Origin of the sequence: Rubellimicrobium sp. CFH 75288 (genome assembly GCF_009904055.1) — a bacterium.
In the GTDB taxonomy this organism is placed as follows: Bacteria; Pseudomonadota; Alphaproteobacteria; order Rhodobacterales; family Rhodobacteraceae; genus Rubellimicrobium.
This window is the reverse complement of record NZ_WYDP01000021.1, coordinates 1-14,426: the sequence shown is the minus strand read 5'-3', so window position 1 is coordinate 14,426 and position 14,426 is coordinate 1. Positions and strand designations below refer to the sequence as shown.

The window sequence follows — 14,426 nt, the reverse complement described above, 5'->3', positions numbered from 1 at the left end:
CGCGCTGGCCGAGGCGACCGCGCGGCTGGCCGAGGCCGAGGAACGGGCCGCCGCGCTGCCCGATCCGGCGGCCGCGCGCCAGGCGGCGCGCGAGGCGACAGCCGCGCTCTCGGCTGTGCAGGCCGCATTCGGGTCGGCCCGCGCGGCCGAGGACCGGCTGCGCCGGGCGGCCGATGGTCGCCGGCGCCGTCTTGCCGAACTCGCGCGCGAGGCGGAGGGATGGGAGACGCGGCGGCAGGTCGCGGCCGATCGCGCGGGCGACCTCGCTGCGCGCCGTCGCGCCGCCGAGGCCGCGCTGGCCGCCGCCGAGGCCGAGCCGGCGGGTCTGCGCGAACGCCGCCATGCGGCCGAACACGCCGCCGAGGCTGCCGCTGCCGCCGCCCGGGACGCCGCGGAAGTCCTCCGCGCCGCCGAGGCCGACCTGCGCGACGCGGCCCAGGCCGAACGCGAGGCCGATCGTCGCGTCGCGGAGGCGCGCGAGGCCCTCGCACGGGCCGAGGCCCTGCGCCTGGCCGCAGCCGGGTCGGCTGCGGAGGCGCTGCGCCGGCTGGGCGAGACCACGGGCCTCGGGCCGGCCGCGCTGCTCGACCGGCTGGGGGGCGATGCGGGCGCGATCCCCCCGGCCGAGGCGCTGCGCGCCACGATCGACGACCTGCGCCGGCGCCGGGACGCGCTGGGGGCCGTCAACCTGCGCGCCGAGGAGGATGCCCGCGCGCTCGCGGCCGAGCACGAGGCGCTGATGCGCGAGCGGGCCGATTGCGAGGCGGCCGTGGCCGAGCTGCGCCGTGCGCTCTCCGCCCTCAACCGCGAGGGGCGCGAGCGGATGCGCGCCGCCTTCGAGCGGGTGGATGCGGAGTTCGCCCGCCTGTTCCGCCACCTGTTCGGCGGGGGCGAGGCGCGGCTCGCCCTTGTGGAGGGCGACGACCCGCTCGAGGCGGGGGTGGAGATCATGGCCCGCCCGCCGGGCAAGACGCTGGGCACCCTGTCGCTCCTGTCGGGGGGCGAGCAGACGCTGACGGCGCTTGCGCTGATCTTTGCGGTCTTCCTTGTGGCGCCCGCGCCCGTCTGCGTTCTCGACGAGGTGGACGCGCCGCTCGACGACGCCAATGTGGGCCGGTTCTGCGACCTGCTCGAGGCCATGGCGCGGGAGACGGAGACGCGGTTTCTCGTCATCACGCATCACGCGGTGACGATGGCCCGCATGGACCGTCTGTTCGGCGTCACCATGGCGGAGCGCGGCGTGAGCCAGCTCGTCAGCGTGGACCTGCGCGCGGCCGAGGCGATGGTGGCCTGACCCCGCCCCGCGGTCGCTAGCGGTTCATGGCCCGGCTGAGCAGGATCACGGGTCCGATCCCGACCGCGACGATCATCAGCGCTGCGGTCGCGGCCTCCTCCAGCCGGCCGTCGGTGGCCAGCCGGAAGGCGCGCGTCGCCAGGGTCTCGAAGTTGAACGGCCTCACGATGAGGGTGGCCGGCAGTTCCTTCATCACGTCGGCGAACACGAAGATGGCGGCCGTCAGCAGGCCCCGGCGCATCAGCGGCAGGTGGACACGCCGCAGAAGGCCGGCCGGTCCCGTGCCGAGGAGGCGCGCCGCCTCGTCCATGCTGGGGGGGATGCGCTCGAAGGCGGCCTCCACGCTCTTGAGCGCCACGGCCAGGTAGCGGACGGCATAGGCAAACAGGAGCGCCGCCACGCTTCCCGTAAGCAGCAGGCCCGTGGAGAGGCCGAAATGCGTCCGCATCGCGGCATCGAGCGCGTTGTCGAAGGCGGCCAGCGGGATCAGCACGCCGACGGCGATCACGGCCCCCGGCATGGCATAGCCGGTGCTCGCGGCCAGAAGGGCGCCGCCGACGACCGGCCCGCCGGTCAGCCGCCGCGCATAGGCGAGAAGCACCGCGAGGCTGACGAGGATCAGCGCCGCGAGGCTTGCCATGCGCAGGCTGTTCCAGGCGAAGGTCCAGAAGCGCGGTCCCCAGAGCGGATCGCCGGCGATCAGCGCGAGCCGGACCAGTTCGGCCGCAGGCAGCGCGAATCCCAGAAGGACGGGCAGCAGGCAGACGGCCATCGCCAGGATGCCCGCCCCCGGCCCCAGCCGCACCCGCACGAGGCCCGCCGACCGTCCGCCGCCATTGCCGGCGAAGCGCCGCCCCCCGCGCAGCAGGCGCTCGAGCACGAGCAGCGTCAGGACCAGGCCCACGAGCAGGGCGGCGAGCTGGGCGGCCGCGGTCAGCGAGCCGCGGGCGAACCAGGTGCGGAAGATGCCGGTCGTCAGGGTCTGCACGCCCAGATGGCTCACCGCCCCGAAATCGGCGAGCGTCTCCATCGCCACGAAGGCTGCCCCGGCCGCGATCGCGGGCCACGCCATCGGCAGCGCCACGCGCAGGAACGCACCCGTCCGGCTGTGGCCCAGCGCGCGCGCCGAATCCATCAGGCCCTGCGGCTGGCCGAGAAAGGCCGCGCGCGACAGCAGATAGACATACGGATAGAGAACCAGCGCCAGCAGCACGGCCGCCCCCGGCAACGAGGCGATCTGGGGAAACCAGTAATCCCCCCGTCCCCAGCCGAACGTCTCGCGCAGCCCGCGCTGCACCGGCCCCCAGTAGCTCAGCCGGTCGAAATAGACATAGGCGATCACATAGGCCGGCATGGCGAGCGGCAGCATGAGCGCCCATTCGAAGACCCGCCGCCCCGGGAAGTCGAAGGCCGCCACAAGCCAGCCCACCGTCACCCCGATCGCCACCGCCAGCGCCGTGGCACCCGCCACCAGCAGCAGCGAATTGGCGACATAGAGCGGCAGGACCGTCGCCCGCAGATGCGCCCACACCCCGCCCGAGGAGACGAAGACCTGGCTCACCACCGCCAGGATCGGCAGCAGCACCGCCAGGCACACCCCGAGCGCCGCCCCCACCAGCAGGGTGCGCCCCCCGGTCCCGCCAGCCCTGATCCGGCGGGGGGGAGAGGACATGTCCGGCGCGTCCGGCCCGAGGATTGCTGTCACGGCGGGAAGCCTCCATGGCCCGGGGACGGGCCGTCCGGCGCCCCTCATAGCCTTACGGTTCTTGTAAGGAAAGAGGCGGGGTGCTAAGCCCCCCGCGTGCGGAGCGCCATCCGCGCCGACCGACCCAGGAGGACCGCCGCCCATGCGGCGGGCCCGCTCCCAGGCAGGAAACCATGTCCCTCATTCCGAAAGGATGTCACCGTGCGACTTGTCACCGCGTCGATGCTGGCCCTTGCGGCCGGCCTTCCTGCCGCCGCCGAGGAGCTGAACCTCTATTCGTCCCGCCATTACGACACCGATCTGGCCCTCTATGACGCCTTCACCGAGGCGACGGGCATCCGCATCAACCTGATCGAGGGTTCGGCCGACGAGCTGATGGCCCGCATCGAGGCCGAGGGCGCCAACAGCCCCGCCGACATCCTGCTCACCGTGGATGCCGGCCGCCTCCACCGGGCCGAGGAGCTGGGCCTGTTCCAGCCCGTCGAGAGCGAGGTGCTCCAGAGCCGCATCCCCGAGAAGCTGCGCGATCCCGACAACCTGTGGTTCGGCCTGACCACACGCGCGCGCGTCATCTTCTACAACGTCGAGCAAGGCCTGCCCGAGGGCGTGGCCGATTACGAGGACCTCGCCGATCCCGCTCTCGAGGGCCGGATCTGCATGCGCTCCTCCTCCAACGTCTACAGCATCTCGCTTCTGGCCGAACTGATCGACGTGCTGGGCGAGGAGGCGGCCGAGGAATGGGCCCGCGGCATCGGGCGCAACCTCGCGCGCGAGCCGCAGGGGGGCGACACCGACCAGCTGCGCGCACTGGCGGCGGGCGAATGCGACATCGCCATCTCCAACACCTATTACTGGGGCCGGCTCAAGGCCTCGGGTGTGCCCGAGGACGTGGCCGTGGCCGATTCCATCGCCTTCATCTTCCCCAACCAGGACGACCGCGGCGCCCATGTGAACATTTCGGGCGCGGGCGTGCTCGCCAACGCGCCCAACCCCGAGAACGCGGTGGCCTTCCTCGAATACCTCGTCTCGGACGAGGCCCAGCGCATCCTCGCGGACGGCAACAACGAATATCCGGTGGTCGAGACCGTGGAGATCACCGGCCCCATGCGCGACTTCACCGACTTCAAGGCGAGCGAGGTGAACGCCTCGGTCTATGGCGACAACGCCGCGCTCGCCGTGGAGATCTGGGACCGCGCCGGCGTTCCCTGAGCCTGCGGAGCCGTCCCTTTCGCGGCCGCCCCCCCCCCGGGGCGGCCGCCATCGTGTTCAGAACCGCTCGAGCAGACGCCGCAGATAGTCGAGTTCCTCGCGCGGGCGCTCCTGCTCGGCGGCGCGGCGGCGGATCTCCGCCAGAAGCTCCTCGGCCCGCCGCCGCATGTCCTCCCGGTCGGCCAGCGTCTGGTCCGTTCCGAACTCGCCGCCCTGCCCCAGCTGGCGGCCCAGCGGGTCGCGTCGGCCTGGCACGGGGCGGCCCTGGCCCTGCTCGCCTGCCTGGGCCGTGTCGCGGTCCTCGGGCAGACGGCCGTTCTCGGCCAGCGCCTGTCCCAGGTTGCGCATCCCCTCGCGCAGGGCGTCCATGGCCTCGGCCTGCCGGTCGATGGCGCCGGGCAGATCGCCCCGGCCCAGCGCCTCCTCCGCCTGCCGCATGGCGCCCTCGGCCCGCTCGAGCGCGCGCCGCGCGGCCTCGGCAGCCTCGCCGGTCAGGCCGGGCAGTTCCGCCCGCTGGCGTTCGAGTTCGCGGCGCAGCTCGCCCTGCCGCTCGGCGAGGCTGCCCTCGCCGCCTTCGCCCTCGCGGCCTCCCTGGCCGCCCGGCTGGTTCTGACCCGGCTGGTTCTGGCCCTGCTGCCCCTGCTCGCCCTGCTGCTGGCCCTGCTGCTGACCCTGCTGCTCGCCCGCCTCGCCGCGGGGGCGGCCGGGCTGGAAGCGCTCCTGGAGGTCCCGGAATGCCTCGTCCGACAGGTCCTGCTGCTCGCGCAGCGATTCGCGCAGCTCCTCCATGGAGCGCTGGCCGGGACGCGGCGGGCCGCCGCCCCCTCCGCCCCCTTCCGTCACCTGCAGGTTCTCGAGCAGCTGGTTGAGCTGGTCCATCAGTTCGGCCGCCTCGGCCATGCGGCCCTGCTCCATCAGCTCCTGGATGCGGTCCATCAGGGCCTGGATCTCGTCCCGGGTGATCTCCTGCCCCTGGTTCTGCGCCCCCTGCGGCTGATCGGCCATCTGCTGGCCCGGCTGCGCGTTCTCGGCGAGCATCCGCAGGTAGTCCTCGGTGGCCGCGCGCAGCTCGTCCATCAGCTCGGCGATCTCCTCGGGCGAGGCGCCGTTCCTCATCGCCTCCGACAGCCGCTCCCGCGCGCGTTCGAGCCGCTCGCGCGCGTCGCGCAGGGTGCCGTCCTCGAGCTGCACCGCGAGGTCCCACAGCGCCTGCGCGATCTCCTCCTGCTCCTCGGCGGTCATGGCGGCCGGGTCCATCGCCGACAGGCGCCGGATCGTGTAGCTGAGGCGCAGATAGAGCGCGCGGTCGGGGAACAGGTCCTCGGGACGGTGCGCGATCGTACGCAGCAGTCCCGCCACACGCGGCGCGTTGGCCCGCGTCCACAGCAGGTCGCGCCGCTGCTCGATCACCGCGCGCGCGACCGGCTGGAAGAAGCGCCGCCCCGGCAGGACCATCGCGACGGGCTCGGACCGTCCCTCCTGCCCGGCGGCGTCCTCGACGACCAGCGTGACGGTGACGGGCAGGTTGGCGAAGGGGTGCTGCGACAGGTCGTCCACCAGCCGCTCCTCGAAGGCGGTGCGGTCGCCGCCGAAGGGCATGGGCAGGTCCAGCACCAGCGCCTCGCGCGGGTCGGGCTCCGGGATCAGGCCGTGGCGGCGCTCGACCGCGGGCAGGTCCAGGACGATCTCGGCCCGGCCCGCGACGACGCCGTAATCGTCCGTGGCACGGAAGGGCAGGGCCATCTGCCCGCGCCCGTCGGCCTCGACCGCGCCGATCACCTCCACCGCCGGGGGCTCGTCCGGGACGACCGAGACGCGCCACTCCGCCCCGCCCGGTCCCTCGATGGCCAGCCGTCCGTCGCGGACGACCTCGAAGCTCTGCTCGGGCGCCGTGGCGGGGGGCACCTCGCCGGTGCGGGCCGACACCGTCTCGGACAGCGACAGCGCCCCCACCTCGCCGTAGAGGCGGATCGTGATGCGGCTGCCCTCCGGGATGGCGAGCGACCCCGGCGGCAGGTCGGCGAGGTAGAGCTGCGGCTTGCCCGTATGGGCGGGCGGCGCGATCCAGCCCTCCCACACCGGCCCCTCGGCCAGCGCCCCGCCGCCGGGCAGGGCGACCGGCGCGCCGGGCCGGACCATGCGCCAGGCCTCCCCGAACAGCAGGCCCGCGGCGAGCAGGATCAGCGCGACATAGCGCAGGCCGTAGGGATCGCGCGCGGCCAGCCGCAGGTCGGGCGCGGGGGCGCGGGCGCCTTTCGCCCGGGCCTCCATGCGGGCGCGATGCGCCTCCCACACCGCGCGCGAGGCGGGGTCGTCGCGCCCGACCGCCTGCGCATCCAGAAGCGCGGCGAGCGGTCGGCCCGGCATGGTGGAATCGAGCCGCGCCAGCGCGTCGGCGCGGCTCGGCCAGCGGAAGCGCCACGCGCCCCAGCCGGCCGCCGCGCCGATCCCGACGGCGCCGCCCACGGCCAGAAACCAGACCAGTTCGAGCGGCAGGCGGTCCTGCCAGCCCGTGGTCAGAAAGGCCAGCCCGAGCGCGAGCAGGGTCCAGAGCGGCCAGAAGGCCCGGAAGGCCCGCTCCGCCGCCAGCCCCAGCCGGGTCAGGCGCAGGGGACGCTCCGCCTCTGGCGGCAGGGACGCTTCGCCGCCGGCAGGGCGCCGGGCGGGATTGGCCCGGAGGGTCTCGCCGGGCAGCGGCGGGGGCGTCACAGCCATGGCGGGACGCTATCGCGCGCGATCATCTCGTCAAAGGTCGGGCGGCGGCGGATGACGGCGAATTGATCCCGCCGCACGAGCACCTCGGGCACCAGCGGGCGGCTGTTGTATTCCGATGCCATCGCCGCCCCGTAGGCCCCGGCCGAGCGGAAGGCCACGAGGTCCCCCTCGGCCAGGACGGGCATCTCGCGGCCGCGGGCGAAGATGTCCCCCGTCTCGCAGACCGGCCCCACCACGTCGAAGACGCGCCGCGGCGCGTCGGGCGGGGCCTCGGTCTCGGGGACGATGTCGTGATGCGCGTCATAGAGGGCGGGACGCACGAGGTCGTTCATCCCCGCGTCGAGGATCAGGAAATCCCGCCCCTCGCCCTCCTTGACATAGAGGACCCGCGACAGCAGCACCCCGGCATTGCCGGCGATCAGGCGGCCGGGCTCCACCGTCACCTCGCAGCCCAGATGCCCGACCGTGCGCCGGATCGCCGCGCCCCAGTCGCGCGGCAAGGGCGGCACCTCGCCCGACCCGGCATAGGGGATGCCCAGGCCCCCGCCCAGGTCCAGCCGCTCGATCCGGTGCCCGTCCGCGCGCAGCGCCTCCGTCAGCTCCGCCACCCGCCGGAACGCCGCCTCGAAGGGCGCGAGGTCCGTGATCTGCGAGCCGATATGGACATCCACCCCCACCACCCGGATGCCGGGCAGCGAGGCCGCCAGCCGATAGGCCTCGCGCGCCCGCGCGGCGGGGATGCCGAACTTGGTCCCGCTCAGGCCCGTGGCGATCTTGGGATGAGTGCGCGCGTCCACGTCCGGGTTGACGCGGATCGCCACCGGCGCCTCGAGCCCCATCGCGGCGGCCACCGCCGAGAGCGCGCGCAGCTCGGGCTCGCTCTCGACGTTGATCTGCCGCACCCCGCCGGCCAGCGCACAGCGCAGCTCGGCCCGCGTCTTGCCCACGCCCGAGAACACGATCCGCTCGCCCGGCACCCCCGCCGCGCGCGCCCGCCGCCACTCGCCTTCCGAGACGACGTCCATCCCCGCCCCCGCCTCGGCCAGAAGGCGCAGCACCGCGACGTTGCCGCAGGCCTTGACCGCAAAGCAGACAAGGTGCGGCCCCCAGTCCAGCGCCTCCTGAAACAGGCCCAGATGCCGGCGCAGCGTGGCGTCGGAATAGACATAGACGGGCGTGCCCACCGCCTCGGCGATCTCCGCCAGCGGCACGTCCTCGGCCCAGAGCCGCCCCGCCCGGTAAACGAAATGGTCCATCCCCGCGCCCCCCTCGGGGCCGCCTTCTAGCGGGCTGGGCGCGGGCGCGGAACCCCGGCTAGAACCCCAGGCCCAGCGACAGCGACCCGCCGCCGCCCGTCCCGAACGTGGTCCCCAGGTTGCCGCCCCAGCTCGGCCCCCCCGGCCCGAAGCCGGCCGACACCCCGACCGAGGGCTCTCCCCAGGGCCGCTCGGGCGGCCCGTCCGCCCCGCAGGCCGCCAGCGCCGCCAGCGCGCCCGCCGCCAGGATCGTTCGCATCCTCATCCCGTCTCCTCCGCGTCGAACGCCGCGCGCCAGCGGGCGACCTGCTCGCGCACCCGCTCGGGCGCGGTCCCGCCGAACGAGGTGCGGCTGCGCACCGAGTCCTCCACCGACAGAACGCGCAGCACCCCCTCGCCGATCCGCCCGTCGATCGCCTGCATCTCCTCCAGCGGCAGATCGGCCAGATCGCAGCCCAGCGCCTCGGCCCGTGCCACGACCGCGCCCGTGACGTGGTGCGCCTCGCGGAAGGGCAGGCCCGCCTCGCGCACCAGCCAGTCGGCCAGGTCCGTCGCCGTGGCATGTCCCGCCCCCGCCGCCTCGCGCAGCCGCGCAGGGTCCGCGCGCAGGTCGGCCATCATCCCCGCCATCGCGGCCAGCGACAGGTCCAGCGCGTCGGCCGCGTCGAAGACGCGCTCCTTGTCCTCCTGCATGTCCTTGGAATAGGCGAGCGGCAGCCCCTTCATCACCACGAGCAGCCCGACCGAGGCGCCCAGCACGCGGCCGGCCTTGGCGCGCACCAGCTCGGCCGCGTCGGGGTTGCGCTTCTGCGGCATGATGCTCGAGCCGGTCGTCCAGCGGTCCGACAGCCGCACGAAGCGGAACTGCGCCGAGGACCAGATCACCAGCTCCTCGGCCAGCCGCGACAGGTGCACCGCGCAGATCGACGCGGCGGCGAGATATTCCAGCGCGAAGTCCCGGTCCGACACCGCGTCGATCGAGTTGGCCATGGGCCGGTCGAATCCCAGCGCGGCCGCCGTCATCTCCCGGTCGATGGGAAACGAGGTCCCGGCCAGCGCCGCCGCGCCGAGGGGGCATTCGTTCATCCGCGCGCGCGTCGCGGAACCGCCCCCGGTCGCGGCCGAACATCTCGGCATAGGCCAGCATGTGGTGGCCCCAGGTGACGGGCTGGGCCGATTGCAGGTGGGTGAAGCCCGGCATGACCCAGTCCGCCCCCGCCCCGGCCTGATCGACCAGCGCCCGCTGGAGCGCGCGCAGCCCCGCCCCCGCCCGGTCGCAGGCGTCCCGCACCCAGAGCCGGAAGTCGGTCGCCACCTGGTCGTTGCGGCTTCGCGCCGTGTGCAGCCGCCCGGCCGCCTCGCCGATCCGCTCGGCCAGCGCGGCCTCCACGTTCATGTGGATGTCCTCGAGCGCGGTCGAAAAGGCGAAGCGCCCTGCCTCGATCTCTGACAAGACCGCGAGAAGCCCTTCCCCGATCGCCTCCGCATCCCTATGGCTCAGGATGCCCGTTGCGGCCAGCATCGCGGCATGGGCCCTCGAGCCCGCGACGTCCTGCGCGGCCAGGCGCCGGTCGAAGCCGACGGAGGCGTTGATCGCCTCCATCAGCGCGTCCGGCCCCTCCGCGAAGCGCCCGCCCCACATGGCGTTGGCGCCGGATGGTGCGGATCTCGGGGCGTCGTCGGTCATGGAAACCCTCTCCGGGAGGTTCTGGAATGCACAGGCTCGTCGCCGCGGCTCTCTACACGGGGGCGCTTGTCGCCGCAAACGCGGCTGCCGCCGATCTCGCGGCGCTGCGCGAGGGCGACATGCGCAAGCTCGCCCTTCACGACGCCCCCCGTCCCGCCGGCACGAGCGCCTTCGAGACCGAGACGGGCGCGCCCATGACGCTCGCCGACCTCGCGGGCGAGGTGGTGGTGCTCAACTTCTGGGCCACCTGGTGCGCCCCCTGCCGCGAGGAGATGCCGACGCTCTCGGCCCTTCAGGCCGAGCTGGGGGACGAGGGCGTGCGCGTGGTCACGCTGGCCACGGGCCGCAACGACCCCGCCGCCATGGCCCGCTTTATGGCGGAGGTGGGCGCGGCCGAGGGGCCCGGCGCGCTGCCCCTCTGGCGGGACCCCAATCAGGCCCTCGCGCGCGAGATGGGGGTGCTGGGCCTGCCCGTGACCGTGATCCTCGACCGCGAGGGGCAGGAGGTTGCGCGCCTGCAGGGCGATGCCGACTGGTCCTCGGAGAGCGCCGTGGCGATCCTGCGCGCGCTTGCGGCCGAAGGCGGCGCCTGACGGCTCCTCAGAACCGCAGCTCGGCCAGCACGCCCCGGTGGTCCGACGGCCAGGGATCGACCGCGAGGTCGGTCCGGGGCCCCGTCTCGCCCATGATCCACGCGTCCTCGACCCTCAGCCCCTCGCCCCGCGCATAGACGAAGTCGATCCGGTCGTGGTGGTCCTCCGGGTCGTCCTCCGATCCCCGAGCCGTCCAGGTGAAGGCCGGCCGCGCCACCGGGTCGGGATGCACCGCGCGGTAGGCGTCGGTGAAGCCCATCGCGCGCATCCGCCGCGACGCGGGCCAGTCCACCGCGACCGGGTGCAGCCCCGCCTCCGCCGCCTCCGGCGTCCAGTCGAGGTCCGAGGGCTCGTTGAAGTCGCCCGTCACGAAGACGGCCGCCGCCCCCTCGGCCGCGCGCAGCGACTCCTCCAGCAGGTCGAGCGCAGGTCCCCGCGTCGCCTCCGCGGTGGCGATCGCCACGGCCGGGTCGTCGGTGAAGGGGGAGGGCCCGTAGGGAATGCCCAGAAGCTGGTAGGGCCCATAGGGCTCGTCGTCGAGATGGATGTTGAACAGCCACACCCGCCGCCCGTCCGGCAGGTCCACCGCCACGCCCAGATCGTGCGGCGCCACCGCCGCGACCGGCCAGCGGCTGAGGATTCCCCCGGCCCAGAGGGCGGGGTTCTCCTCCGTCTGCTCGTGGTAGAACAGCCCCAGCGCCTCCGCCAGCGCGGCCCCGACCGAGGGGCCGGCAGGCGGACAGGATTCGGCCAGGCAGGGGTCCGATTCCGCCCGCACCTCCTGAAGCCCGACCAGGTCGGCCTCCGCCGCGCGCAGCACCGCCACCGTGTCCTCGATCCCAGCCCCCTCGTTCAGCCCCGCTCCCCAGATGTTGAGGCTGAGGACGCGCAGGGCGATCTCCTGCGCCCCGGCGGGCAGGGGCAGGGCGGCCAGAAGCAGGACGGGCAGGGGGCGCATGGCAGGGCTCCGGTTCGGGGGCTCCTGCAGATCACCACATCCCCGTGACGGGGGCGTGACGCTTCAGGCCCGCCCCGCGGCCGAGGACAGGCCCAGCGGGTCCACGCCGATCGCCTTGAGCGCGGCGTTCCACTTGTGCTCGTTGGCGCGGCTCCAGAGGATCTCGGGCCGCGCGGGTCCCGTGAGCCAGGCGTTGCGCCCGATCTCGTCCTCGAGCTGCCCCGGCCCCCAGCCCGCATAGCCGAGCGCCAGCATCGAATCGCGCGGGCCCCCGCCCTCGGCGATGCGCCGCAGGATGTCCAGCGTCGCGGTCATCGACACCCGGTCGTCCACCCGCAGCGTGCCGCCCTCCGTCGCCCAGTCCGAGGAATGGAGCACGAATCCCCGCCCCCCCTCGACCGGGCCGCCGAAATGCACCCGGATGTCGCGCAGCCCCCTGTCGGGGCGCGGGATGCCCAGCTGGTCCAGCAGGTCGGCAAAGCGCAGGTCGAGGGCCGGCTTGTTGACGATCAGCCCCATCGCCCCCTCGGGGCCATGGGCGCAGAGATAGACGACGCTCCGCTCGAAGCGCGGATCGCCCATGCCCGGCATGGCGATCAGGAATTGTCCGGCCAGACTGTCCATGCCCGAGAGAATGGGTCGTGCGGCGCCCGGCTTCAAGGCGACGCCGCGTCGCTGCGGCCGCTGCGCCACGGCCCGCCGACCCGGCCGGGCTCTCGCGGGAAGGTGACTTGGACCCGCGTCCGCGGTCTGGAAAGACGGCACCATGCGCCTGTTCGCCGTCCTGTCCCTCGCCCTTGTCGCCGCCTCGCCCCTGCGGGCCGATGTTCCGTCCGACCTCGCCCGGCTCGAGGTCCTGCCCGGCTGGCGCGCCGTCGAGGGACGCCACATCGCGGCGCTGCGGCTCGTGCTTGCGCCGGGCTGGAAGACCTACTGGCGCGCGCCGGGAGAGGCGGGACTGCCGCCGGCCTTCGACTTCGCGGGTTCGTCCGGCATCCGGGCGGTGGAGCCGCGCTGGCCCGTCCCCGACGTCTTCCACTTCAACGGGATGCGGTCCATCGGCTACGGCGGGGAGGTGACGATCCCGCTCGATCTCGCGGTGACGGAGGGGGAAGCCCGGCTGGAGGGCGTCGTCGAGATCGGCGTCTGCCACGATGTCTGCGTGCCCCTGCGCCTGCCCTTCGCGGCGGACCTGCCCGAGGGGGGCACCCGCGATCCGCGCATCGCGGCGGCGCTGGTCGATCGCCCCCTCACCCCGGAGGAGGCGGGCGCCGAGGCCACCTGCGCCGTCGTGCCCGAGGGGGCCGGGCTGGGCCTGACCCTGCACGTCGCCATGCCGCCGCTCGGGCCCGAGGAGGCGGTGGTGATCGAGGCGGCCGACCCCGCGCTCTGGATCTCCGAGCCGGTGGCCCGGCGCGAGGGCGCCGTCCTCGTCGCCCGGGCCGAGGCGCTGGCGACGGACGGGGGGGCGGCGGCGCTCGACCGCTCGGGGCTGCGCATCACCGTGCTGGGCGGGGGCAAGGCGGTGGACATCCGCGGCTGCGCCCCGGCCTGAGGGGGGCTATTCGCGCAGGCGCGGCAGGATCTCGACCAGGTTGCAGGGCCTGTGCCGGCTGTCGAGCTGCGGCCCGATCAGCCGGTCCCAGCCGTCGCGGCAGGCGCCGGGACTTCCGGGCAGCGCGAACAGGTAGGTCCCCCCCGCCACCCCGGCGGTCGCGCGCGACTGCATCGCGCTCGTCCCCACGCTCTCCCACGAGACCAGCGCGAACAGCGCCGCAAAGGCCTCGATCTCCTTCTCGTACACGTCCCGGTGCGCCTCCACCGTCACGTCGCGCCCCGTCAGCCCCGTCCCCCCGGTCGAGATGACCGCCTCCACGCCGGGATCGGCGATCCAGTCGCGCAGCCGCGCCGCGATGGCCTTGCGGTCGTCGCGCACCAGCGCGCGCGCGGCCAGGACGTGGCCCGCCGCCTCGATCCGCCCGACCAGCGTGTCGCCCGAGCGGTCCGAGGACGCGTCGCGCGTGTCGCTCACCGTCAGGACGGCGATGCGGACGGGGCGAAGGGGGGCATTGGTCATCGGGCTCTCCGCAAGGGGGGGCGCGCGCAGCATGGCCCCCCCGCGCGCGCTCCGCAACCGTCAGCCCCCCAGCCGCGCCCGCACCTCCAGCAGGTCCGCCCAGGCTTCGCGCTTGGCCTCGGGCCGGCGCAGCAGATAGCTCGGGTGGAAGGACGGCAGGGCGGGCCGCCCCTCCACTTCCGTCCAGCGCCCGCGCAGCCGCGTGATCCCCCCCTGTCCCAGCAGCGCCTGCGCCGGCGTGTTGCCCAGGACCAGCATGACGCGCGGGGCGGCCAGCGCGATGTGGCGCAGCAGGAACGGCCGCCAGCGCGCGACCTCCTCGGGCGTGGGCGTGCGGTTGCCGGGCGGCCGCCAGGGCAGGACGTTGGCGATGTAGACGGCCCTTTCGGGCGCCGCCTCGGCCCGGTCGCGCCCGATCGCCCCCAGCATCCGGTCGAGCAGCCGCCCCGCCGCCCCCACGAAGGGGCGCCCCTCGATGTCCTCCTCGCGCCCCGGCGCCTCGCCCACCACCATCAGCGGCGCGCCCGGCGTGCCGTCGGCAAAGACGAAGCGCCGCGCGCCCGCCCGCAGCGGGCAGTCGAACGCCTCCATCGCCGCGGCCAGCGCCGCGAGGTCCCCCGCCCCCTCCGCCAGCCGCGCCGCCGCCTCGCCCTCCGCGCCGGCAGGGGGGACTACGACCGGGGCCGCCGGAGCCGGGGCGGGCGGGGCGAGGGCGGGGGATGCAGGGGGCGCCGTCGCGGCGACCGCCAGCGCCCCGGCCCAGGGCGCCCGCTCGGGCAGGGCCGTGCGGTCCACCGGCACATCCCCGATGGCCTCGTCCGCGCCCAGCTCGATCAGCCAGGCCAGGGCGGCAAGGTCGGCGGCACGCTGGGGATCGCTCGGCATGGTCCCGACCCTACAGCAGCGCGCGCCCGCGGGGCAGGGGGTCCGGC

At 74.7% G+C, this 14,426-nt stretch carries 11 protein-coding genes and 2 pseudogenes; 4 read left to right on the top strand and 9 right to left on the bottom strand.

Annotation, left to right across the window (positions count from 1 at the left end; genetic code table 11):
• A pseudogene (locus tag GT358_RS14340) lies at positions 1-1,294 on the top strand (chromosome segregation protein SMC); the annotation flags it as partial.
• Positions 1,295-1,310: 16 nt separating this feature from the next.
• Here GT358_RS14340 and GT358_RS14335 read toward each other — a convergent pair.
• A complete protein-coding gene (locus GT358_RS14335; RefSeq protein WP_166583322.1) occupies positions 1,311-2,966 on the bottom strand; it encodes an iron ABC transporter permease in 1,656 nt (551 codons plus the stop codon).
• Between the two features lie 234 nt (positions 2,967-3,200).
• Here GT358_RS14335 and GT358_RS14330 point away from each other — a divergent pair, with 234 nt between their 5' ends.
• Positions 3,201-4,208, top strand: a complete 1,008-nt coding sequence (locus tag GT358_RS14330) for a Fe(3+) ABC transporter substrate-binding protein (protein WP_371416302.1) — start codon at positions 3,201-3,203, stop codon at positions 4,206-4,208.
• Positions 4,209-4,265: 57 nt separating this feature from the next.
• Here the strand turns inward: GT358_RS14330 and GT358_RS14325 are convergent, their stop codons facing one another.
• The 4 genes and pseudogenes from GT358_RS14325 to argH all read right to left on the bottom strand — a co-directional run bounded on the left by GT358_RS14325 (position 4,266) and on the right by argH (position 9,866).
• Positions 4,266-6,923, bottom strand: coding sequence for a TIGR02302 family protein (locus GT358_RS14325; protein WP_166583321.1), 2,658 nt, complete (start codon positions 6,921-6,923; stop codon positions 4,266-4,268).
• Positions 6,914-8,179: a diaminopimelate decarboxylase gene (lysA, locus tag GT358_RS14320; RefSeq protein WP_166583320.1), complete on the bottom strand. Its 1,266-nt coding sequence runs from the start codon at positions 8,177-8,179 to the stop codon at positions 6,914-6,916. Before lysA ends, GT358_RS14325 begins: the two co-directional genes overlap by 10 nt.
• Positions 8,180-8,237: 58 nt before the next feature.
• A complete protein-coding gene (locus GT358_RS14315) occupies positions 8,238-8,444 on the bottom strand; it encodes a hypothetical protein (protein WP_166583319.1) in 207 nt (68 codons plus the stop codon).
• A pseudogene (gene argH, locus GT358_RS14310) lies at positions 8,441-9,866 on the bottom strand (argininosuccinate lyase). Before argH ends, GT358_RS14315 begins: the two are co-directional and overlap by 4 nt.
• A gap of 26 nt (positions 9,867-9,892) precedes the next feature.
• Here argH and GT358_RS14305 point away from each other — a divergent pair.
• Positions 9,893-10,459 (top strand): TlpA disulfide reductase family protein, encoded by a 567-nt coding sequence (locus tag GT358_RS14305; protein ID WP_166583318.1) that lies wholly within the window; start codon positions 9,893-9,895, stop codon positions 10,457-10,459.
• A gap of 7 nt (positions 10,460-10,466) precedes the next feature.
• Here the strand turns inward: GT358_RS14305 and GT358_RS14300 are convergent, their stop codons facing one another.
• Together GT358_RS14300 and GT358_RS14295 are read right to left on the bottom strand one after the other, a co-directional pair.
• Positions 10,467-11,417 (bottom strand): endonuclease/exonuclease/phosphatase family protein, encoded by a 951-nt coding sequence (locus GT358_RS14300; protein ID WP_166583317.1) that lies wholly within the window; start codon positions 11,415-11,417, stop codon positions 10,467-10,469.
• 63 nt (positions 11,418-11,480) lie between these two features.
• On the bottom strand, positions 11,481-12,041 hold the full coding sequence (locus GT358_RS14295) for a YqgE/AlgH family protein (protein ID WP_166583316.1): 561 nt from the start codon (positions 12,039-12,041) through the stop codon (positions 11,481-11,483).
• Positions 12,042-12,183: 142 nt separating this feature from the next.
• On the opposite strand from GT358_RS14295, the gene GT358_RS14290 reads away from it, so the two are divergent.
• Positions 12,184-12,972 (top strand): protein-disulfide reductase DsbD domain-containing protein, encoded by a 789-nt coding sequence (locus tag GT358_RS14290; RefSeq protein ID WP_166583315.1) that lies wholly within the window; start codon positions 12,184-12,186, stop codon positions 12,970-12,972.
• 6 nt (positions 12,973-12,978) lie between these two features.
• Here GT358_RS14290 and moaB read toward each other — a convergent pair whose 3' ends face one another.
• Together moaB and GT358_RS14280 are read right to left on the bottom strand one after the other, a co-directional pair.
• Entirely contained in the window at positions 12,979-13,494 is a 516-nt protein-coding gene (moaB, locus tag GT358_RS14285) for a molybdenum cofactor biosynthesis protein B (protein ID WP_166583314.1), read from the bottom strand.
• A 60-nt stretch (positions 13,495-13,554) separates the two neighbouring features.
• Entirely contained in the window at positions 13,555-14,379 is an 825-nt protein-coding gene (locus GT358_RS14280; RefSeq protein ID WP_166583313.1) for a uracil-DNA glycosylase, read from the bottom strand.
• Positions 14,380-14,426 lie beyond the last annotated feature (47 nt).

Coding starts and splice junctions, on each gene's coding strand:
- GT358_RS14335 (WP_166583322.1), bottom strand. CDS start 2,966: ATGTCCTCTCCCCCCCGCCGGATCAGGGCTGGCGGGACCGGGGGGCGC.
- GT358_RS14325 (WP_166583321.1), bottom strand. CDS start 6,923: ATGGCTGTGACGCCCCCGCCGCTGCCCGGCGAGACCCTCCGGGCCAAT.
- lysA (WP_166583320.1), bottom strand. CDS start 8,179: ATGGACCATTTCGTTTACCGGGCGGGGCGGCTCTGGGCCGAGGACGTG.
- GT358_RS14315 (WP_166583319.1), bottom strand. CDS start 8,444: ATGAGGATGCGAACGATCCTGGCGGCGGGCGCGCTGGCGGCGCTGGCG.
- GT358_RS14305 (WP_166583318.1), top strand. CDS start 9,893: ATGCACAGGCTCGTCGCCGCGGCTCTCTACACGGGGGCGCTTGTCGCC.
- GT358_RS14300 (WP_166583317.1), bottom strand. CDS start 11,417: ATGCGCCCCCTGCCCGTCCTGCTTCTGGCCGCCCTGCCCCTGCCCGCC.
- GT358_RS14295 (WP_166583316.1), bottom strand. CDS start 12,041: ATGGACAGTCTGGCCGGACAATTCCTGATCGCCATGCCGGGCATGGGC.
- GT358_RS14290 (WP_166583315.1), top strand. CDS start 12,184: ATGCGCCTGTTCGCCGTCCTGTCCCTCGCCCTTGTCGCCGCCTCGCCC.
- moaB (WP_166583314.1), bottom strand. CDS start 13,494: ATGACCAATGCCCCCCTTCGCCCCGTCCGCATCGCCGTCCTGACGGTG.
- GT358_RS14280 (WP_166583313.1), bottom strand. CDS start 14,379: ATGCCGAGCGATCCCCAGCGTGCCGCCGACCTTGCCGCCCTGGCCTGG.